Here is a 20,889-nt window from a genome sequence, read left to right on the forward strand (position 1 = left end):
CAACGCCGTCGCCGGACCACCCCGTACGACGTGGCCGTTCGCGCAGTTCCCCGCGCCCCCAGGAGGGGCGCTAGGCCGGGACGTGGACGGCCTCGACGCGGCTGGCGACGATGCGTTCGCGTTCGCGGCGGTGGGCGCGGGGGCGGAGGCGGAGGATCTGGACGACGCCCAGCGCCTCCAGCACGAAGACGCTGGCGAAGGCGATCCGGAAGTTGTCGCCGGTGAGATCCAGCAGCACGCCGACCGCGAGCAGCGTCGTCATGGAGGCCGTGAAGCCGCCCATGTTGACGATGCCGGAGGCGGTGCCCTGCCGCTCGGCCGGGTTCGCCGGCCGGGCGAAGTCGAAGCCGACCATCGAGGCGGGACCGCAGGCCCCCAGCACGACGCAGAGCATCACCAGCACCGCCATCGGCGCGTGCCCGGGCCAGAAGACGGCCGTGGCCCAGGCCGCGGCCGTGACCGCGACGGTGCCCAGCGCGATCGGCGCCCTGGCCGCGTGGTGGCGGGCGATGACCTGCCCGTACACGAGCCCGATGACCATGTTGGACAGCACGACGAGGGTGAGCAGTTCGCCCGCGGTGGAGCGGTCGAGGCCCTGCCCCTCGACGAGGAAGGGCAGCCCCCACAGCAGCAGGAAGACCATGCCGGGGAACTGGGTGGTGAAGTGCACCCACATGCCCAGCCGGGTGCCCGGCTCGCGCCACGAGTCGGCGATCTGGCTGCGGACGTACCCGCCGCCGGACGGCGGTGCGGTGGCCGGCGCGTACCCCTCGGGGTGGTCCTTGAGGAAGAGCAGGACCAGCACCAGGATCACCACGCCGCCGACGGCGCTGCCCGCGAAGGTCGGCGTCCAGCCGAAGGAGCCGAGGAACCGGGCGAGGACGAGGGTGGTGACGAGGTTGCCCGCCATCCCGATCAGCGCGGCGATCTGCGCGACGAGCGGCCCGCGCCGCGCCGGGAACCAGCGGCTGCCCAGCCGCAGCACGGCGATGAAGGTCATGGCGTCGCCGCAGCCCAGCAGCGCGCGGCAGGCCAGCGCCGCCGCGTAGCTCCCGGAGAGGGCGAAGCCGAACTGGCCGATGGTGAAGAGGACGACGCCGAGCGTCAGCACCTTCTTGGTGCCCCAGCGGTCGACGAGCAGGCCGACGGGTATCTGCATGCCCGCGTACACGAGCAGTTGGAGGATGGAGAAGGTGGAGAGCGCGGAGGCGTTGATGTCGAAGCGCTCGGTGGCGTCGAGTCCGGCGACGCCGAGGCTGGTGCGGTAGGTGATCGCGATGAAGTAGACGGCGACGCCGAGCCCCCAGACGGCGACGGCACGCCGTCCTCCGGGCGGGTCCCCCAGCGGGGCGGTGGCCGGTGCGGAGGCGGCGCTCACCGGGCACCGCCCTGCTCGGCGCGGTCGGTGGCCGGGGCGTCCTCGCCGTGCGCCAGGTTGCGGACCCAGCTGACGTGGTGGTGGACGGCGGCAGCGGCGGCGTCCGGGTCGGCCGCGCGCAGCGCCGCCACGATCTCGGTGTGCTCCGTGATGTTCTTGGCGATCCGCTGCGGGTGCGCGTGCATCACGGCGACGCCCATCCGCAGCTGGCGGTCGCGGAGCTGGTCGTAGAGCCGGACGAGGATCTCGTTCCCGGTGGCCTTGACGATCTCCGCGTGGAAGGCGCGGTCGCTGACGGCGAGCGCGGCGAGATCACCGTCCGCGCGGTGCGCGTGCTGCTCCTCCAGCAGCTGCTCCAGCCGCGTCAGCAGCGCGGGCCCGGCGGCCTGCGCGCACTTGCGGACGGCGTGCTCCTCGACGAGCAGCCGGGTCTCGACGACGTCGGTGATCTCCTGCGCCGAGACGGGCAGCACCATGGCGCCCTTCTTCGGGTACAGCTTGATCAGCCCCTCGACCTCCAGGCGCAGCAGGCCCTCGCGGACCGGCGTGCGGGAGACGCCGACGGCCTCGGCCAGCTCGCCCTCGGTGAGCAGCATGCCGCCCTCGTAACGGCGTTCCAGCACGGCCTGCTTGACGTGGTGGTAGACCCGCTCGGCGGCGGGCGGGTTCTTCTTCGGGGAGGCAGCGGGCCGGACGGGTGCGCTGGAGGGTGGTGCGGGCATGTGCACAGCATAGATACAACAGGGATACCCACAGAAGCGCCGTCCGCGATGCGGACGGCGCCTCGTGCGGGAGCCCGGAAGCCGGGGCCCGAAGCCCCGGTCAGAGCCAGGTCATCAGGCGCTTCGGCTTCTCCAGGACGGCCGCGACGTCGGCGAGCAGCCTGGAGCCGAGCTCGCCGTCGATCAGCCGGTGGTCGAAGGAGAGCGCCAGGGTGGTGACGTCACGCGGCTTGACCTTCCCCTTGTGCACCCAGGGCTGCTTGCGCACCTGGCCGAAGGCCAGGATCGCGGACTCGCCCGGGTTGAGGATCGGCGTACCGGTGTCGACGCCGAAGACGCCGACGTTCGTGATCGTGACCGTCCCGCCCTGCATCTCCTCCAGCGACGTCCGGCCCTCGCGGGCCGTGGTCACCAACTCGGCGAGCGCGGCGGCCAGTTCGGTCAGGCTCTTGGCGTGCGCGTCCTTGATGTTCGGCACGACCAGGCCTCGCGGGGTGGCCGCGGCGATGCCCAGGTTCACGTAGTCCTTGCGGACGATCTCCTGGTTCGCCTCGTCCCAGGCCGCGTTGGCCTCCGGGTGGCGGCGCAGCGCGACGAGGAAGGCGCGGGCGACCAGCAGCAGCGGGTTGACCCGCACGCCGGCCATGTCCGGGTCCTCCTTCAGCTCCCGCACCAGCTTCATCGTCTTCGTGACGTCGACGGTCACGAACTCGGTGACGTGCGGCGCGGTGAACGCGCTGTTCACCATCGCCTGGGCGGTCGCCTTGCGGACGCCCCGGATCGGCACCCGCGTCTCGCCCGCGGCGCCGCGCGGCCCGGCCTGCGCGGACTCCGCCGGAGCCGGGGCCGGAGCCGGAGCGGGCGCCTCGGGCGCGGGGGCGGCGGGCGCCTGGGCCGCGCGGGCCGCTGCGTGCACGTCGTCCCGGGTGATGACGCCCTCGGGGCCCGAGGGCACGACGGTGGTGAGATCTATGCCCAGGTCCTTGGCGAGCTTCCGCACCGGCGGCTTCGCCAACGGCCGCTCCTGGCCGGGGACTTCGGTCACGGGAGCCGCCGGGGCCGCGGGCGGCGCGGCGCCGTGCCCGTTCAGCTCCGGCGCGGGCTGCGCCGGCCGGCCCTCGCCGGTGGCCGCGCCCTTGCGGGGGCGGCGCTTCGTCGGGGCCTCGGCCACGCCGTACCCGACGAGCACGGGCTCGCGCTTGCCGCCCTGCTCACCGGAGTCACCGGACTCGGCGGCCGGAGCCTCGGCGGCCGGGGCCTCCGCGGCCGGGGCGGCCTCCGGCGCCGGGCCCGCGCCCGGCTCGGTGTCGACGGTGATGATCGGGGTGCCGACGTCGACCGTCGTGCCCTCCTCGAAGCGGAGCTCGTGCACCGCGCCGTCGAAGGGGATGGGCAGTTCGACCGCGGCCTTGGCCGTCTCCACCTCGCAGACGACCTGCCCGTCCGTGACGGTGTCACCGGGCTGGACGTACCACTTGAGGATCTCGGCCTCCGTCAGCCCCTCGCCCACGTCGGGCATGCGGAACTCGCGGATCCGTGTCGCGCTTTCGGTCATCGTCACGGCTCTCCTCAGTACGCCAGCGCGCGGTCGACGGCATCGAGCACCCGGTCCAGGCCCGGAAGGTACTCGTCCTCCAGCCGGGCCGGAGGATACGGCGCGTGGAAACCGCCGACCCGCAGGACCGGCGCCTCCAGGTGGTAGAAGCAGCGTTCCGTGATCCTGGCGGCGACCTCGGAACCCGTACCCAGGAATACCGGAGCCTCGTGCACGACGACCAGCCTGCCGGTCTTCTCGACGGAAGCCTGGAGGGTGTCGAAGTCGATCGGCGACATCGAGCGCAGGTCGACGACCTCCAGCGAGGTGCCCTCCTCCTCGGCGGCCGTGGCCGCGCCGAGGCAGGTCTTCACCATCGGCCCGTAGGCCGCGAGCGTGAGATCGGTGCCCTCGCGGGCGACCCGGGCCGTGTGCAGGCCCTCGGGCACCGCGTCGAAGTCGACCTCGGACTTGTCCCAGTAGCGGCGCTTCGGCTCGAAGAAGACGACCGGGTCGTCGCACTCGATGGCCTGCCGCATCATCCAGTACGCGTCCTCGGAGTTCGACGGCGAGACGCACTTGAGGCCCGGCACGTGCGCGAACAGCGCCTCGGGCGACTCGCTGTGGTGCTCGACGGCGCCGATGCCGCCCGCGTACGGGATGCGGATGACGACGGGGAGCTTCACCTTGCCCAGCGCCCGCGCGTGCATCTTCGCGAGCTGCGTGACGATCTGGTCGTACGCGGGGAAGACGAAGCCGTCGAACTGGATCTCCACCACGGGGCGGTAGCCGCGCAGCGCGAGGCCGATCGCGGTGCCGACGATGCCGGACTCGGCCAGCGGGGTGTCGATGACCCGCTTCTCGCCGAAGTCCTTCTGCAGCCCGTCGGTGATCCGGAAGACGCCGCCGAGCTTGCCGACGTCCTCCCCCATGACGAGGACCTTCGGGTCCTGCTCCATGGAGACCCGGAGGGCCTCGTTCAGCGCCTTGGAGAGCGGGAGCTTCTTGCTTCCGCGCGCGGTGGCGGTGTCGGCTGCCATGTCAGCGGCCCTCCTCTGCGGCGCCCTCGGCGAAACCGGCGAGGTACTCGGCGAACTGCGCGCGCTCCTCGTCGACGAGCGCGTGCCCGTCGGCGTAGACGTTCTCGAAGATCGCCATGGTGTCGGGGTCCGGCATGGAGCGGATCGCTTCCCTCACGTGTTTGCCCATCGCGTCGCTCTCCTCCTCGATCCCGGCGAGGAACTCCGCGTCGGCCAGGCCCTCCTTCTCCAGGTGGACACGGAGCCGGTGGATCGGGTCCTTCGCCTCCCACTCGGCGCGCTCCTCCTCGCACCGGTAGCGGGTCGGGTCGTCGGAGGTGGTGTGCGCGCCCATCCGGTAGGTGAACGCCTCGACGAGCATCGGGCCCTCGCCGTTGCGCGCCCGCTCGACGGCGGCGCGGGTGACGGCGAGGCAGGCCAGCACGTCGTTGCCGTCGACCCGGACGCCCGGGAAGCCGAAGCCCCGCGCCCGCTGGTAGATCGGCACCCGCGACTGGCGCTCGGCGGGCTCGGAGATGGCCCACTGGTTGTTCTGGCAGAAGAAGACGACGGGCGAGTTGTAGACCGCGGCGAAGGTGAACGCCTCCGCGACGTCGCCCTGGCTGGAGGCACCGTCACCGAAGTACGCGACGACGGCGGAGTCCGCGTCGTCCATCGTCACGCCCATCGCGTAGCCGGTGGCGTGCAGCACCTGGGAGCCGATGACGATCGTGTACAGGTGGAAGTTGTTGCTCTTCGGGTCCCAGCCGCCGTGGTTGACGCCCCGGAACATGCCGAGCAGGTTCGTCGGGTCCACCCCGCGGCACCAGGCGACGCCGTGCTCGCGGTAGGTGGGGAAGACGTAGTCGTCGTCGCGCAGCGCCCGCCCGGAGCCGATCTGCGCGGCCTCCTGGCCCAACAGCGAGGCCCACAGGCCCAGTTCGCCCTGCCGCTGGAGGGAGGTGGCCTCGGCGTCGAAGCGGCGGGTGAGCACCATGTCGCGGTACAGGCCGCGGAGTTCCTCGGCGGAGAGGTCGACGGAGTACTCCGGGTGTTCCACCCGCTCGCCCTCCGGGGTCAGCAGCTGGACGAGCTGCGTCTCCCCCTCGGCCGGCTTCGCGGACTTCGCGGGCTTCTTCGCGGCGGACTTCGCCGCCGTCCTGCCCGCGGGCTTCTTCGCGGTCTTCCTCGTTCCCGAGGTCTTCCTGGCGCCGGATGTCCCGGAGGACGGTGACTTCTCGGCGGGGGCGGTCGCGTCCTCGGCGGCGTTCCCGGCGGCGTTCTTCGTCGTGGCGCGCTTTCCTCCGGTGCCGCTGCGGCGCGTCGTGCTGCGCGCGGCAGTGCTCTCCACGGTCACGTGTGCTCCTCTGTCTGTCGGGCCTCCGGGGTCGCCGGCGGCCTCGAGGGTCCCCCACCGAGGGGAGGGGGGAGGCTTGCCCGGTCCCGCACGGCGCACGGGGTGGGTGCGTCGCGGACAGGACCGAGCGGTGACTGCTGTCCCGGTCGTCGGCCCGCTGAAGCCATTTCCCAGACCTCCATACACGCACGAAGCTGCCCTGACCTGCAACTTTGTTCGGAAATCCAAGGAAACTGCCCGGATTTCCGATCAACGCCGCCGATCAGGGACATCACTGGTCACGGCCTTGCGAACGCGGTGGACCCTGCGGACCCCCAGACGTTATCCCGGCCCCCGCGAGCACGGGAAGAGCACTGAAGGGACCAGTATGTGAGACTGAACAGGTGAGCGAAAACGGAAAAATCACGGTATTCCTGCTCGACGATCACGAGGTCGTGCGCCGCGGGGTGCACGAGATGCTCGCGATGGAGAACGACATCGAGGTCGTCGGCGAGGCCGGGACGGCGGCCGACGCGCTGGTCCGCATCCCCGCCACCCGCCCGGACGTCGCCGTGCTCGACGTACGGCTGCCGGACGGCAGCGGCGTCGAGGTCTGCCGCGAGATCCGCTCCCGGGACAGCGGCGTCAAGTGCCTGATGCTGACCTCGTTCTCCGACGACGAGGCCCTGTTCGACGCGATCGTCGCGGGCGCCTCCGGCTACGTCCTCAAGGCCATCCGGGGCCAGGAGCTGCTCACCGCCGTCCGGGACGTCGCCGCGGGCAGGTCGCTGCTGGACCCGGTCGCCACCCAGCGCGTCCTGGAACGGCTCCGCACCGGACGCGGCGCCCCCGAGGACGACCCGGCCGCCTCGCTCACCGAGCAGGAGCAGCGCATCCTCGACCTGATCGGCGAGGGGCTCACCAACCGGGCCATCGGCGAGCGGCTGCACCTGGCCGAGAAGACCATCAAGAACTACGTCTCCAGCGTGCTGTCCAAGCTGGGCATGGAGCGCCGCTCGCAGGCCGCCGCGTACGTGGCCCGCCGCCAGGCCACGCGCGACCGCTCCCGGCCGTGAGCGCCGCTCAGCGGGGACGGCTCAGCAGGGACGCCTCAGCAGGGACGCCTCAGCGGGAAAACGCCGTGCGGACCTCCTCGTAGTGCCGGGTCCACCACACGGCGAGGGCCGAGAGGGCGGGGAAGAGCGGGTCGGCGCGGGTGTCGCGGAGCTGGTAGCGCCAGCGCAGCGTCCAGAAGTCGTTCAGCCGCTCCCACCACACCCGGTGCACGGCGGCGCACAGTTCGTCCGCCGAGGCGCGCGCCGCCTGCCGGTAGGCGCGCGCGTAGGCCCGCACCTTGGGCAGGTCCAGGCTGCCGTCGGGCCGGACGAAGAAGATCGCGGCGCCCCGTACGGTCTCCTCGGCGCAGGGCCGCACCGCGAGCCGGTCCCAGTCGACGATGGCGACGGGGTCGGCCTCGCGGTACAGCAGGTTCAGCGGGTGGAAGTCGCCGTGCACCCAGCCCTCGGGCGGCGCCGAACCGGCGGCGGGGCGGCGGTCCGCGTACCGGCGCAGCAGGGCGCGGCGCTCGACGAGGCGGTGCTCGGCGAGCCGGTCGAAGGCGTCGGGCCTGGTCCGTGCGCGGATGCGGACCAGCAGCTCGGCGATCAGCTCCTTGGTGTCGGCCGGATCGGCCGGGGCGAAGGGCCCGCCGGGCACCCGGCCCGGAGCGCCCGGTCCGGCTAAGCCCGTGGGGTGCTCGCCGCGCCCGCCCGTCCCCATGACCCGGGCCAGGCAGGTGTGGACCTGGCCGAGGAGGGTGCCCAGACGCCGGGACTGTTCGGTGGTGAGCTGGGCGCCGTCCCGGTGCCGGCCCTCGATCCACGGGTGCAGCGCGTACGCGCGCCCGTCGAGGACGACGACGGTGCGGCCGCCGGCGTCGGCGAGCGGCGGTACGACGGGGAGGCCGAGCGCCGCGAGCCGCGCGGTGGCCCGGTGCTGCCGCACGATCGTGCCGAGCGCGGGCGCCGTGTCCTCGGCCGTGGGTCCGGCGGGGGCGGCGGCCGGGGCGGGGCGCGGTCCGCTGTCCGTGTCGGCGAGGTGGTTCTTGAGGAAGTAGTGGCCCCGGGTGGTGACGAGCCGGTAGCCGTGGTTGAGCAGCCCGGTCGAGAGGGGGTCGCAGGACAGCGGCTCCCCGGCTCCGTACTGCCGGATCAGGGTCCGGACGGTGTCCGGGGGCGGGAGCGGGCGGCGGTGCCGGACCGGCTGCGTGAGCTGCACGAGCCGCATCGTAGAACCTGAAAGGGCGGCGGCCTTGCTGCTTCCGCAGCAGGCCGCCGCCCTTTCGGCGTGAAGTGTCCGGTGCTCAGCCCGTCGGCTCGTTGCCGCCGATCGGGTCGGCCGGGCCGGGGCCCTCGCCGCCGGTGATGCCGCCCTCGCCGGTCTCGGTCGGCTCCGTCGTCGGCTCGGTCGGCTCGTTGCCGCCGATGGCGCCGTCGGACTCGCCGCCGGTCTCGCCGCCCGAGGCGGTCTCGCTCGGGGTGTCGGTCGGGCCGTCGGTGGGCGTGCCGTCGTCCGTCTCGCTGGGCGTCTCCTCCGAGGGGGTCTCGCTCGGGGTCCACTCGCCGGTGTCGCCCGTGCTGGTGCCCGTGTCCTGGTCCTGGTCCTGCTCGGTGGGCGTGACCTCGGGCTCGGAGGTGGTCTCGTCGTCCTCCGGCTGGGACGAGGAGGTGTCGGGCTTGACGTCCTCCCCGCCCTTGTCCGCACCGGAGTTGGCGGCGAAGAAGACGCCGGCGGCGATGGCGATGACGGCCAGGAAGGCGATCAGCGCGTACTTGACGCCGCCGCCCTTCTTGCGGCCGGCCTCGTGCGCGCCGCCCTCGAAGCCGCCGTCGTCCCGGTCCGGGCGGCCCATCAGCAGGGGCGGGCCGAGCTGGGAGGTGTCGCCGTGCTGCGGGTGCTGGCGGGCGTTGGCGCCGGTCACGCCCATGGCGGGGGTGGAGGCGCCGGTGTGGCCGGCGGGGCCGGTGTCCCACATGCCGCCGGTGTGGCCGCCCTGCTCCTGGAGCATCTGGAGCGCGTACTGGGTGAGCGCCCGCATCTCCTCGGCGGTCTGGAACCGGTCGTCCGGGTCCTTCGCCAGCGAGCGCATCACGAGGCCGTCCAGCTCGGGCGGGACGGCGTCGGAGGCCAGGGACGGCAGCGTCGGGTCGTCCTGCACGTGCTGGTAGACGACCGAGAGCGGTGTCTCGCCGGTGAACGGCGGGCGCAGCGTGAGGAGTTCGTAGAGCAGGCAGCCCGTGGCGTACAGGTCGGAGCGGGTGTCGACGGTCTTGCCGAGGGCCTGCTCGGGCGAGAGGTACTGCGGGGTGCCCATGACCATGCCGGTCTGGGTCATGGTGTTGGACGCGCCGTGCATGGCGCGGGCGATGCCGAAGTCCATCACCTTGACCGCGCCGGCCTGCGTGATGATGACGTTCGCCGGCTTGATGTCCCGGTGGACGATGCCGTGCTGGTGGCTGTACGCCAGCGCCTCCAGCACCCCGGAGACGATGATCAGCGCCTGGTCGGCGGGCGGCGCGTCCGCGTTGAGCAGCAGATCGCGGATCGTGTTGCCCTCGACCAGCTCCATGACCATGTACGGCGTGACGTTGCCGCCGATGATCTCCTCGCCGGAGTCGTAGACCGCGACGACGGAGTGGTGGTTGAGCCCCGCGACGGACTGGGCCTCGCGCGTGAACCGCGCCTTGGAGACCGGGTCCTCCGCGAGGTCGGAGCGGAGCAGCTTGACGGCGACCGTGCGGCCGAGCCGCAGGTCCTCCGCGCCGAAGACCTCTGCCATGCCGCCCCGGCCCAGACGGTGGGTGAGGCGGTAACGGCCGTCTCCGACGAGGCCGTTGTTACCCCACAGCTCCGGCGAGTCAGGCGTCGTGCCGCCCGTCGCCTCGGGGTCCGTAGGGTCCCCGCCGGCCTGCGTCTGTGCCATCAGTCCTCGCCGTCGATTCGGTTCCGCGATCTCGCGCGGCTCGTCATGCTCCCCCGTTCGGAGGCTACAGGCTCACCGGGGGCACGTGGATTTGGACGGAGGAGACATCCAATCGGCTGCGACACCCGGCTGGCAAGTTCACTCAGTGCTACATTCCGCGGTCTTCTTCTCCGTTCCGGCGCCCTTTCTCCCCCTCTCCCCTCACGGGGAGTCGGCACCCGTCACCGCATGCGCACGTCAGGAACACGGAGCGTTCACGAGCTCCGCACCCGGCCCCTTCCTCCGGAGCACAGCCCTCCGGATTCTCGACGGTACGCACGGGCCCGGGGTCGCTTTCCGGCCGCCCGCGAACTCCCCCGGCACAGGCTGGGCATCGGTTACGGAACGGGCAACGCGCTTGACGTAGGGGAGCCCTCCGGCAGACTTGGGCGAGTATCGGGATCAGTGGATCAATAGGGCAGCGGATCAGTGGGTCACCGGAGCCGGAGACGCCCTGCGACAGACCTGGCGAGGGGCCCTCGGGCCGTCGCCGAGGGGGAAGCAGTCAGATGAGCGACGAGGGCGCACGCGCAGCCGCTGAGTATCTCGGCCAGACCGTGGGCCGGGGGCGGTTCGAGCTGCGGAGCCTGCTCGGCGTCGGCGGCATGGCCTCGGTCTTCCTCGCCTACGACTCGGTCCTCGACCGCCAGGTCGCCGTCAAGACCCTGCACTCCGACCTCGGGCGCGAGCAGTCCTTCCGCGAGCGGTTCCGCCGCGAGGCACAGGCTGTCGCCAAGCTCACACACACCAACATCGTCTCCGTCTTCGACTCCGGCGAGGACGAGATCAACGGCGCGACGGTGCCGTACATCGTCATGGAGTACGTCGAGGGCAAGCCGCTGCGCGCGGTGCTCGACGAGGACGTGGCGCAGCACGGCGCGATGCCCACCGAGAAGGCCCTCAAGATCACCGGTGACGTGCTCGCCGCGCTGGAGGCCAGCCACGAACTGGGCCTGGTGCACCGGGACATCAAGCCGGGCAACGTCATGGTCACCAAGCGCGGCGTGGTCAAGGTGATGGACTTCGGCATCGCCCGCGCCATGCAGTCCGGCGTGACGTCGATGACGCAGACGGGCATGGTCGTCGGCACCCCGCAGTACCTCTCGCCGGAGCAGGCGCTGGGCCGCGGCGTCGACGCCCGCTCGGACATCTACTCCGTCGGCATCATGCTCTTCGAGCTGCTGACCGGCCGTCTCCCCTTCGACGCGGACTCGGCGCTGGCCATCGCCTACGCGCACGTCCAGGAGGAACCGCCCCTCCCGTCGTCGATCAACCAGTCGGTGCCGCAGGCCGTCGACGCGCTCGTGGGGCGCTCGCTGCGGAAGAACCCGGACGAGCGGTTCGGCACGGCCGAGACGATGCAGACCGAGTGCGCCCGGATCAGCGGTTCGGGCGCGGCCGCGGGCGCGGCGCCGATCATCATCAGCGGCGGCCCGCCGGCCAACAGCGGCGCCGGCGTCGGCCAGGCCGTGTTCCCGCCGGTGGGCGACGTGACGCCGCCGCCCGGCATACCGCCGCAGGGCATGCCGTACCAGCCGCAGCAGGGCTTCGGCTTCGGCCCGTCCACCCCGCCGCCCGGCCCGGTGCCCGGTCCGGGGCCGATGGGGCCAGGCGTCCAGGGAAGTCCGGTCGGGCCGGGCGGGCCCGGCGGGCCGATGGGCCCCGGCCCCGGCGGTCCGATGGGGCCCGGGTACCCGGCGCCCGCGCCGTTCGGGCAGCCCGCGCCCGCGACCCCGCCGCCGTACCACCTCACGCCGCCGCCGGGCGGCCCGGGGTCCTCCGGGAACAAGAGCAACGCGCCGCTGATCGCAGGCGTCGCGATCGCGGCGATCGTGGTGCTGACGCTGGTCTTCGTGATCGCCAGCAGCGGCGGGGGCGAGGAGGAGCCGCGGTCGGGCGGGACGAGCTCGGTCGAGGCCGGTTCCGGTTCGGGCGGCGGCTCGGATTCCGGTTCCGGTGCGGACACCGAGAGCGAGACCGGCTCGGACGCCGAGGAGGAGAACGTCGACGGCTTCAAGGCGGAGGACAGGTCGAAGACGATCGACACCTCCAAGTGCACGGAGGCGACGGAGAGTTACTCCGAGCCGGGCGAGGTCCTCATGCCGGACTTCACCACCAAGAACCTCCACTCGGTCAAGACGTGCCTGCGCGCGGCGGGCTGGAAGCTCGGCGACGTCTCCACGGAGGACGAGAACGTCTGGGGCAAGAACGCCGTCCTGGACCAGTCGCCCGACAGCATCGACAGCTTCAACCCGAAGACCGACAAGGTCGACCTGACCGTCTCCAGCGGCAAGCCGGAGTAGGCCCCCGCCGCCGACCCGCGGCGGGCCCTCTCGCACGCCTGGATAGCATCGCCGCATGCCGCCTGGACGTGACACCTACACCCCGGAATCGCTGCTGTCCGTCGCCGTGAAGGTGTTCAACGAGCGCGGCTACGACGGCACCTCGATGGAGCACCTGTCCAGGGCGGCGGGGATATCCAAGTCCTCCATCTACCACCACGTGCGCGGCAAGGAGGAACTGCTGCGCAGGGCCACCAGCCGGGCCCTGGACCAGCTGTTCGCCATCCTCGACGAGGAACCGGCCGGCGAGGGCCGCGCCGTGGACCGGCTGGAGCACGTCACCCGCCGCACGGCCGAGGTCCTGATGGCCGAACTGCCGTACGTCACGCTGCTGTTGCGGGTGCGCGGCAACACGGAGACCGAGCGGTGGGCGCTGGCCCGCAGGCGCGAGTTCGACCAGCGGGTCACGGACCTGCTGAAGCAGGCGGCGGCCGAGGGCGATCTGCGGGACGACGTGGACGCGCGGCTCGCGACCCGGCTCCTGTTCGGGATGATCAACTCGATCGTCGAGTGGTACCGGCCCGGCCGCGCCGGACACGACGGCGCCCCGAGCAGCGCCCAGGTCGCCGACGCCGTCGTCCGCACCGCCTTCGCCGGGCTGCGGACCTGACCGTCCGGCTCACAGGTCCGGCTCGACGTCCGTCTCCTCGAAGACCAGCAGCGTGCGCGTGCTGATCACGCCCGGGATGGACTGGATGCGGGTGAGGACGAGGTCGCGCAGGGCCTGGTTGTCCTCGGTGTGCACCAGCAGCAGGACGTCGAAGTCGCCGCTGACCAGCGCCATGTGGGTCGCGCCCGGCAGCTCCAGCAGCCGTTCCCGCACGCTCCGCCAGGAGTCCTGCACGATCTTCAGCGTGATGTAGGCGGAGGCCCCCTGACCTGCCCGTTCGTGGTCGATCCTGGCGCTGAACCCGCGCAGCACCCCGTCGTCGATCAGCCGGTTGATGCGCGCGTAGGCGTTGGCCCTGGAGACGTGGACGCGCTCGGCGACGGACCGGACCGAGGCCCGCCCGTCGGCGCGGAGCAGCCGCAGGATGCCGCGGTCGACGTCGTCCAGCGGCCGCGCGGGCGGACGGGGCGGCTCCGGCGGACGGGACTGCTCCGGTATGTGCGCCTCGCCCGTCGCCCCCGCGGGAGCGGCCTCCCCCGGCGTCCCGCACGGCTGGGCCATCTGTCCTTCTGCCATGCCGTGTGGCCTCCCCTCCCTGGACGTGTTGCAGTCATCGAACGGGCGCACGGTCCGTTTGTCCACAGGCCGACGCCGCCTGTAGCCAAAGTGCACCGTCGACCGAACAATCGGTAGGTGAGAGCCCACCCCGCTCGATCCCCCGATGTGCTTCGCCCCCCACGAGGAGGTGTCCGTGATGACGGTCCTGGAGCAGCCAGGCGCCCATCGCCTTGCCCCGCCCGCTGCCTGGCGCCCCCGGCTCGACCCGGCCCCGCTGCTGCCGGACGAGCGTCCCCACCGGCTGCTCGGCGTCGGAGGCTCCTCCGGGAGCGACGCGCCGGACGGCGAGCTGCTGCGGCGGCTGTACGGGCTGCTGGTGCGCGGGCGCCGGTACAACGAGCAGGCCACGGCGCTGACGAAGCAGGGCAGGCTCGCCGTCTACCCCTCGTCCACCGGGCAGGAGGCGGCCCAGGTCGCGGCCGGTGACGTGCTGGAGGAGCGGGACTGGCTCTTCCCCAGCTACCGGGACACCCTGGCCGCCGTCACCCGCGGCCTCGACCCCGTCGAGGTGCTGTCCCTGCTGCGCGGCGACTGGCACAACGGCTACGACCCGCGCACCACCCACGTCGCCCCGCTGTGCACCCCGCTGGCGACGCAGCTGCCGCACGCCGTCGGACTGGCGCACGCGGCGCGGCTGCGCGGGGAGGACACGGTCGCGCTGGCCATGGTCGGCGACGGCGGCACCAGCGAGGGCGACTTCCACGAGGCGCTGAACTTCGCGGCCGTGTGGCAGGCCCCGGCCGTCTTCCTCGTCCAGAACAACGGCTTCGCGATCTCGGTCCCGCTGGAGAAGCAGACGGCCGCGCCCTCGCTGGCGCACAAGGCCGTCGGCTACGGAATGCCGGGACGGCTGGTGGACGGCAACGACGTGGCGGCCGTGCGCGAGGTGCTGGCCGAGGCGGTGGAGCGGGCCCGCGCGGGCGGCGGCCCGACGCTGGTCGAGGCCGTGACGTACCGGCTGGAGGCGCACACCAACGCCGACGACGCCACCCGCTACCGCTCGGCCGAGGAGGTCGAGGCGTGGCGGGCGCACGACCCGCTGCTGCTGGTGGAGCGCGAACTGCGGGCCCGGAAGCTGCTGGACGACGCGGGCGTGCGCGAGGCGCGGGAGGACGCCGACCGGATGGCGGCCGGCCTGCGGGACCGGATGAACCGCGAACCGGAACTCGCGCCCACGGACCTGTTCGCCGAGGTCTACGCGGAGCCCACCCAGCAACTGCGGCAGCAGGAGCAGCAGTTGCGGGCCGAGCTGCGGGCCGAGGCGGAATCCGACGGAACGGCGGGAGGGGCACAGCGATGAGCACGGCGGTCGAGGCGCCGGGGGCCAGGCCCGCGGCCCGCAAACCGGCGACGATGGCGCAGGCCCTCAACCGGGCGCTCCGGGACGCGCTGGCCGAGGACCCGGCGGTGCACCTGCTCGGCGAGGACATCGGCACCCTCGGCGGGGTGTTCCGGGTGACGGACGGGCTGGCCGCCGAGTTCGGCGACCGGCGCTGCACGGACACCCCGCTGGCCGAGGCGGGCATCCTCGGCACCGCCGTCGGGATGGCCATGTACGGGCTGCGCCCGGTGGTGGAGATGCAGTTCGACGCCTTCGCCTACCCGGCGTTCGAGCAGCTCATCTCGCACGTCTCGCGGATGCGGAACCGCACCCGCGGCGCGCTGCCCATGCCCCTCACCATCCGGGTGCCGTACGGCGGCGGCATCGGCGGCGTCGAGCACCACAGCGACTCCTCCGAGGCGTACTACGCGGCCACGCCCGGGCTCCAGGTCGTCACCCCGGCCACCGTCGCGGACGCGTACGGGCTGCTGCGCGCGGCGATCGCCAGTGACGACCCGGTCGTCTTCCTGGAGCCGAAGCGGCTGTACTGGGGCAAGGACGACTGGTCCCCCGAGGCGCCGGCCGAGGTGCCGGGCATCGGGAGCGCGGTGGTCCGGCGCCCGGGCCGCTCGGCGACGCTGATCACCTACGGCCCCTCGCTGCCGGTGTGCCTGGAGGCCGCCGAGGCGGGCCGCGAGGAGGGCTGGGACCTGGAGGTGGTGGACCTGCGCTCGCTGGTGCCCTTCGACGAGCGGACGGTCACCGAGTCGGTGCGGCGCACCGGCCGGGCCGTGGTGGTGCACGAGGCCGCCGGCTTCGCCGGTCCGGGCGCCGAGATCGCCGCCCGGGTCACCGAGCGCTGCTTCCACCACCTGGAGGCGCCGGTGCTGCGCGTCACGGGCTTCGACGTCCCGTACCCGCCGCCGATGCTGGAGCGGCACCATCTGCCGGGTGTGGACCGGGTGCTGGACACTGTGAGCAGGCTCCAGTGGGAGAGCTCGTACGCGTCCGAGGGTTCTGGAGGGACTCGCTGATGGCGGAAGTCCGCGAATTCGCCCTGCCCGATCTGGGGGAGGGGCTGACGGAGGCGACGATCGTCCGCTGGCTCGTCGACGTCGGGGACGCGGTACGGGTGGACGAGCCGGTCGTCGAGGTCGAGACGGCGAAGGCGCTGGTCGACGTGCCGTGCCCGTACGGCGGTGTGGTCACCGCGCGGTACGGGGACGTCGGCGCGGAGATCCCGGTGGGCACCCCGCTCGTCACGGTCGCCACGGGCGCGGAGGCCAAGGCGCAGGCGGCCCCCGACGCGGGCCCGGAGGCGGACGAGGCCGCTCCGGCCGAGGAGGCGGAGGGCTCGGGGAACGTCCTGGTCGGCTACGGCACCCGGACGGCGACGGGCCGGCGCCGCCGCGTCCGCCCGGCGGACGGCGCCCCCGCGCGGCCCGCCGAGGCGAACGGGACGGCGAACGGGGGCACGCGCACCGTCCCCGTGATCTCGCCGCTGGTCCGGCGGCTGGCCAGGGAGCGCGGGGTGGACCTGACGCGGGTGGCCGGTTCGGGCCCCGACGGGCTGATCCTGCGCGCCGACGTCGAGGCCGCGTCCCGCGCCGCGGAACCGGAGCCCGCGCCCGGGCCCACCGCCGTGGCGCAGGAGGGCGAGCGGCGGCTGCCGCTGACCGGGGTGCGCGGCGCGGTCGCCGAGAAGCTGTCCCGCAGCCGCTCCGAAATCCCGGACGCCACCTGCTGGGTCGACGCGGACGCCACCGAACTGCTCGCCGCGCGGGCCGCGATGAACGCGCACGGCGGCCCGAAGATCTCCCTGCTGGCGCTGCTCGCCCGGATCTGCACGGCGGCCCTGGCCCGCCACCCCGAGCTGAACTCCACCGTCGACACCGCCTCCCGCGAGATCGTGCGGCTGCCCGGCGTGCACCTCGGCTTCGCCGCGCAGACCGACCGCGGCCTCGTCGTCCCCGTCGTACGGGACGCGCACGCCAGGGACGCGACGGGGCTCAGCGAGGAGATCGCCCGGCTCACCGAGTCGGCGCGTACGGGCGGGCTGACCCCGGCCGAACTGACCGGCGGCACCTTCACCCTGAACAACTACGGGGTGTTCGGCGTGGACGGCTCGACCCCGATCATCAACCACCCCGAGGCGGCGATGCTCGGCGTCGGCCGGATCGCGGACAAGCCGTGGGCCGTCGGCGGCGAACTGGCCGTCCGCAAGGTGGTGAACCTGTCCCTCACCTTCGACCACCGGGTGTGCGACGGCGGCACGGCCGGCGGTTTCCTGCGCTACGTCGCCGACTGCGTGGAGTCACCTGCGGTGCTGCTCCGTACGCTCTAGGGGTGACGACCCAGCCCCCGTACGCACCCCGGCAACGCCACCACGACGCCGTCGTCCTCGCGGGCGGCGGCGCGCGGCGGCTCGGCGGCACCGACAAACCGGCCGTGACGGTCGGCGGCCGCACCCTGCTCGACCGGGTGCTCACCGCCTGCGCCGGTGCCGCGACCACCGTCGTCGTCGGCCCGCGCCGCCCCACGGCCCGGGCCGTCGCCTGGGCCCGCGAGGACCCGCCGGGCGGCGGCCCGCTGCCCGCGCTCGACGCGGGCCTGCGGCACACGACGGCGGACACCGTCCTCGTCCTCTCCGCCGACCTGCCCTTCCTCACCCCGGACACGGTCACGTCCCTGCTGGACGCGCTCGCGGGCCCGGGCACGGAGTCCGCCGAGGGCGCGGTGCTGGACGACGGGCGGGACCAGCCGCTGGTCGCCGCGTACGAGGCGGAGGCGCTGCGCCGCGAACTCGCCCTGCTGCGCACCGAGTACGGCTACCTCGCGGGCCTGCCGCTGCGGCTGCTGCTGCCCGCGCTCCGGCTGCGCCGCGTCCCCGCGCCGGCCGGCTCGGAGCGGCTGCTGGACTGCGACACCTGGGAGGACATCGGCACGGCGCGCTCCAGGATCAGGGAGCATGGCACCGTGCTGGACGAATGGATTGCCGCGGCCAAGGCGGAACTCGGGATCGACCTCGACGTCGACACCGCCGCCCTTCTCGACCTCGCGCGGGACGCCGCGCACGGAGTGGCCCGCCCGGCCGCCCCGTTGACCACGTTCCTGGTCGGCTACGCCGCCGCCCGCCGGGGCGGCTCCCCCGACGACGTGGCGGCCGCCGTCCGCGAGGCCGCCCGGCTGGCCGAGCGCTGGGCCGCCGAGGAGAGAACCGGTTCGGCGCCGGACGACGGCCGTCCGGCCGGAGGGGACCAGGGCGCATGAGCGGGGCCGACGAACTCGACGAGGCCATCGCCCTCGCCAACAGCCACCGCGCGGGCCCGGGTTACGGCCCCGCCGCGTCCCGCACCCCCGCGAGCCCGGCCCCGGCGCGCCCCGCGGACCGCCCCGCGCGCCCCCGCCCCGGCGACCCGGTCGACGCCGCCCTCCGCCTCGACGAACCGGCCGCCGGCCGGGCGAAGGGCCGTACCGCGCGCGGGAGTTCGGCGGAGACGCCGCGCACGCCCGAGGACGAACTGGACGCGCCCGCCTGGCTCACCGCACCGTCCACCGGCGCGCACCCGTACCCCGAGCCGCCGCAGCCGGTTCGGGAGAGCCCGGACGCCGGCGCGGACGACCCCGGGGCCCGCACCTGGGACCAGGCGCACGCCACCGCGGCGCACGCCGTCTCCCCGCTCCCGTCCGTCACCCTGCCGCTCGACCAGGCCCTGCGGCACACGCTCGCCGAGCCGCTCGAAGCCCTCACCGACCTCCCCTCCTTCGACACCTCCGCGATGGACGGCTGGGCCGTCTCAGGACCCGGCCCCTGGGAGCTGACGGAGGACGAGGAGGCGCCCGGCATCCTCGCGGGCGACCGGCGCGAGCCCGGCCCGCTCTCCGACGGCCAGGCCGTACGGATCGCCACCGGCGCGCGCACCCCTCCGGGCACCAGCGCCGTGCTGCGCTCCGAGGCCGCCTCGCTGCGGCACGGGCGGCTGCACACGCACCGTCCGCCGCAGCCCGGCACCGACATCAGGCAGCGCGGCCAGGAGTGCCGCACCGGCGACCTGCTGCTCCCCGAGGGCAGCCCGCTCACCCCGGCCGCACTGGGGCTGGCCGCGGCCGCCGGGTACGACGAGATCACGGCCGTCCGCCGGCCGCGCGTCGAAGTCCTGGTGCTGGGCGACGAGTTGCTGCACCAGGGCCTGCCCCGCGAGGGCCGCATCCGGGACGCGCTGGGCCCCATGGTCGGCCCGTGGCTGGAGGCGCTCGGGGCGCAGGTGCTCAGCACCCGCCGGCTCGGCGACGACGCCGAGGCCCTGCACGAGGCCGTCACCGGCACCGAGGCCGACCTCGTCGTCACCACCGGCGGCACCGCCTCGGGCCCCGTCGACCACCTGCACCCGACGCTGGAGCGGATCGGCGCCCGGCTGCTCGTCGACGGCGTCCGGGTACGCCCCGGCCACCCGATGCTGCTGGCCGAACTCCCGGTGACGGCGCCCCCGGGGAAGGGCCGCGGCCGGAAGCGGACGGTCCGCGAGGCCGAACCGCCGCGCCCCGCGCACCTGGTGGGCCTGCCGGGGAATCCGCTGGCCGCGCTGTCCGGGCTGGTCACGCTCGCCGCTCCGCTGCTGCACGCGCTCGCACACCGGCCGGCGGCCGACGAGCCGTGGGCCCGGCTGGACGGGCACGTGCAGCCGCACCCCCGCGACACCCGGCTGGTGCCCGTCGCGTACTCTCCCGCGGAGTCCCTGGCCCGTCCGCTGCACTACACAGGTCCCGCCATGCTCCGCGGCATCGCGACGGCCACCGCCCTGGCCGTCGTCCCGCCCGGCGGTTCCGCGCCGGACGGAGACGTCCAGCTTCTGACGCTGCCCTGGTGAGGTCCGAGCCGACGTGAACAACCAGTACCAAGTCCTGCTGCCCCGCTCCGAGGTCAGCCCGCTGCGGCAGGTCGTGCGGCGGATCCTGGCGGCGAGCGCCGTCCTCGTGCTGACCGTGCTGCTGGTCTACCTGGACCGCGACGAGTACAACGACAACGCCGACGGGCACGTCTCGTTCCTCGACGCCGTCTACTACACGACGGTCACGCTCTCCACGACCGGCTACGGTGACATCGCCCCGGTGAGCGACACCGCCAGGCTCATCAACATCCTGCTCATCACGCCGCTGCGGGTGCTGTTCCTCATCATCCTCATCGGCACCACCCTGGAAGCGCTCACCGACCGCACCCGCGAACAGTGGCGCCTCTCCCGCTGGAGGTCTCAGTTGCGCGACCACACCGTCGTCGTCGGTTTCGGCACGAAGGGCCGCTCCGCCGCGCGCACGCTGCAGTCGACCGGCGTCAGCCGGGACCGGCTCGTCGTCGTCGACCCGAACCACTACGTCACCGAGGCGGCCAAGCGCGAGGGCTTCGCCGCCGTCATGGGCGACGCGACCCGCAGCGACGTGCTCTCGCGGGCCGAGGTGGGCCGGGCCAAGCAGATCGTGATCGCCACCCAGCGCGACGACACCGCCGTCCTGGTCTCGCTGACCGCGCGTCAGCTCAACCCGCGGCTGAAGATCGTGGTGGCGGTGCGCGAGGAGGAGAACGCGCAGCTGCTGCGGCAGTCCGGCGCCGACTCGGTGATCACCAGCGCGAGCGCCGCCGGACGCCTCCTCGGCCTCTCCGTGCTGAGCCCCAACGCGAGTTCGGTGATGGAGGACCTGATCCAGCAGGGCACCGGCCTCAGCCTCAACGAACGCCCGGTCACCAAGGCCGAGGTGGGCCGCCAGCCCCGCGACGTGGAGGACCTCGTCGTCACCGTCGTCCGCGGGCACCGGCTGCTCGGCTACGACGACCCCGAGGCGGGCCCGCTGAAGAGCACCGACCGCATCGTCGTCATCCACCGCTCCCCGAGCCCGCACCCCGGCGGCACCGTCGGCACCCCCGACCCGCTCAAGCCGCGCCCGGACCGGCCGCTGCCGGAGTGAGGCGCGCGCCGCGCCGCACGGGCCGGGAGT

17 protein-coding genes are annotated in these 20,889 nt (G+C 73.7%); 9 read left to right on the plus strand and 8 right to left on the minus strand.

The window, feature by feature from the left end:
- Window positions 1–70: 70 nt before the first annotated feature.
- The 5 genes from HCC30_RS15385 to pdhA (HCC30_RS15405) all read right to left on the minus strand — a co-directional run bounded on the left by HCC30_RS15385 (window position 71) and on the right by pdhA (HCC30_RS15405) (window position 6,010).
- A complete protein-coding gene (locus HCC30_RS15385; RefSeq protein ID WP_169443081.1) occupies window positions 71–1,378 on the minus strand; it encodes an MFS transporter in 1,308 nt (435 codons plus the stop codon).
- The gene (locus tag HCC30_RS15390; RefSeq protein WP_169443082.1) at window positions 1,375–2,100 is read right to left on the minus strand and encodes a GntR family transcriptional regulator; all 726 of its coding nucleotides are present in this window, start codon (window positions 2,098–2,100) and stop codon (window positions 1,375–1,377) included. Before HCC30_RS15390 ends, HCC30_RS15385 begins: the two co-directional genes overlap by 4 nt.
- Before the next feature lie 100 nt (window positions 2,101–2,200).
- The gene (locus tag HCC30_RS15395; RefSeq protein ID WP_169443083.1) at window positions 2,201–3,655 is read right to left on the minus strand and encodes a dihydrolipoamide acetyltransferase family protein; all 1,455 of its coding nucleotides are present in this window, start codon (window positions 3,653–3,655) and stop codon (window positions 2,201–2,203) included.
- A gap of 14 nt (window positions 3,656–3,669) precedes the next feature.
- On the minus strand, window positions 3,670–4,674 hold the full coding sequence (locus tag HCC30_RS15400; protein ID WP_169443084.1) for an alpha-ketoacid dehydrogenase subunit beta: 1,005 nt from the start codon (window positions 4,672–4,674) through the stop codon (window positions 3,670–3,672).
- A 1-nt stretch (window position 4,675) separates the two neighbouring features.
- A complete protein-coding gene (gene pdhA / locus HCC30_RS15405) occupies window positions 4,676–6,010 on the minus strand; it encodes a pyruvate dehydrogenase (acetyl-transferring) E1 component subunit alpha (protein ID WP_169443085.1) in 1,335 nt (444 codons plus the stop codon).
- Between the two features lie 383 nt (window positions 6,011–6,393).
- Here pdhA (HCC30_RS15405) and HCC30_RS15410 point away from each other — a divergent pair, with 383 nt between their 5' ends.
- Window positions 6,394–7,065, plus strand: coding sequence for a response regulator transcription factor (locus HCC30_RS15410; RefSeq protein WP_169443086.1), 672 nt, complete (start codon window positions 6,394–6,396; stop codon window positions 7,063–7,065).
- Between the two features lie 49 nt (window positions 7,066–7,114).
- On the opposite strand, the gene HCC30_RS15415 is transcribed toward HCC30_RS15410, so the two are convergent.
- Together HCC30_RS15415 and HCC30_RS15420 are read right to left on the minus strand one after the other, a co-directional pair.
- The gene (locus HCC30_RS15415) at window positions 7,115–8,203 is read right to left on the minus strand and encodes a phosphotransferase (protein ID WP_169443138.1); all 1,089 of its coding nucleotides are present in this window, start codon (window positions 8,201–8,203) and stop codon (window positions 7,115–7,117) included.
- A 148-nt stretch (window positions 8,204–8,351) separates the two neighbouring features.
- Window positions 8,352–9,971, minus strand: coding sequence for a protein kinase (locus HCC30_RS15420; protein ID WP_169443087.1), 1,620 nt, complete (start codon window positions 9,969–9,971; stop codon window positions 8,352–8,354).
- Window positions 9,972–10,519: 548 nt separating this feature from the next.
- On the opposite strand from HCC30_RS15420, the gene HCC30_RS15425 reads away from it, so the two are divergent.
- Window positions 10,520–12,313: a protein kinase gene (locus HCC30_RS15425; protein ID WP_169443088.1), complete on the plus strand. Its 1,794-nt coding sequence runs from the start codon at window positions 10,520–10,522 to the stop codon at window positions 12,311–12,313.
- Between the two features lie 55 nt (window positions 12,314–12,368).
- Entirely contained in the window at window positions 12,369–12,962 is a 594-nt protein-coding gene (locus tag HCC30_RS15430; RefSeq protein WP_169443089.1) for a TetR/AcrR family transcriptional regulator, read from the plus strand.
- A 9-nt stretch (window positions 12,963–12,971) separates the two neighbouring features.
- On the opposite strand, the gene HCC30_RS15435 is transcribed toward HCC30_RS15430, so the two are convergent.
- On the minus strand, window positions 12,972–13,538 hold the full coding sequence (locus HCC30_RS15435; protein ID WP_169443090.1) for an Lrp/AsnC family transcriptional regulator: 567 nt from the start codon (window positions 13,536–13,538) through the stop codon (window positions 12,972–12,974).
- 178 nt (window positions 13,539–13,716) lie between these two features.
- Here HCC30_RS15435 and pdhA (HCC30_RS15440) point away from each other — a divergent pair, with 178 nt between their 5' ends.
- The 6 genes from pdhA (HCC30_RS15440) to HCC30_RS15465 are packed head-to-tail and all read left to right on the plus strand — an operon-like array spanning window position 13,717 to window position 20,859.
- A complete protein-coding gene (pdhA, locus tag HCC30_RS15440) occupies window positions 13,717–14,880 on the plus strand; it encodes a pyruvate dehydrogenase (acetyl-transferring) E1 component subunit alpha (RefSeq protein WP_169443139.1) in 1,164 nt (387 codons plus the stop codon).
- Window positions 14,877–15,935: an alpha-ketoacid dehydrogenase subunit beta gene (locus HCC30_RS15445; protein WP_169443091.1), complete on the plus strand. Its 1,059-nt coding sequence runs from the start codon at window positions 14,877–14,879 to the stop codon at window positions 15,933–15,935. The genes pdhA (HCC30_RS15440) and HCC30_RS15445 overlap by 4 nt, the downstream gene beginning before the upstream one ends.
- Window positions 15,935–17,245, plus strand: a complete 1,311-nt coding sequence (locus tag HCC30_RS15450; protein ID WP_169443092.1) for a dihydrolipoamide acetyltransferase family protein — start codon at window positions 15,935–15,937, stop codon at window positions 17,243–17,245. Before HCC30_RS15445 ends, HCC30_RS15450 begins: the two co-directional genes overlap by 1 nt.
- 2 nt (window positions 17,246–17,247) lie before the next feature.
- A complete protein-coding gene (locus tag HCC30_RS15455; RefSeq protein WP_169443093.1) occupies window positions 17,248–18,171 on the plus strand; it encodes an NTP transferase domain-containing protein in 924 nt (307 codons plus the stop codon).
- Window positions 18,168–19,769 carry a molybdopterin molybdotransferase MoeA gene (locus tag HCC30_RS15460; RefSeq protein WP_169443094.1) on the plus strand — a complete coding sequence of 534 codons (1,602 nt, stop codon included), beginning with the start codon at window positions 18,168–18,170 and terminating at the stop codon, window positions 19,767–19,769. Before HCC30_RS15455 ends, HCC30_RS15460 begins: the two co-directional genes overlap by 4 nt.
- Before the next feature lie 13 nt (window positions 19,770–19,782).
- Window positions 19,783–20,859: a potassium channel family protein gene (locus tag HCC30_RS15465; protein WP_169443095.1), complete on the plus strand. Its 1,077-nt coding sequence runs from the start codon at window positions 19,783–19,785 to the stop codon at window positions 20,857–20,859.
- The last annotated feature ends 30 nt before the right edge of the window (window positions 20,860–20,889 follow it).

It is taken from the genome of Streptomyces sp. HNM0574, from assembly GCF_012726235.1.
Taxonomy (GTDB): Bacteria; Actinomycetota; Actinomycetes; order Streptomycetales; family Streptomycetaceae; genus Streptomyces.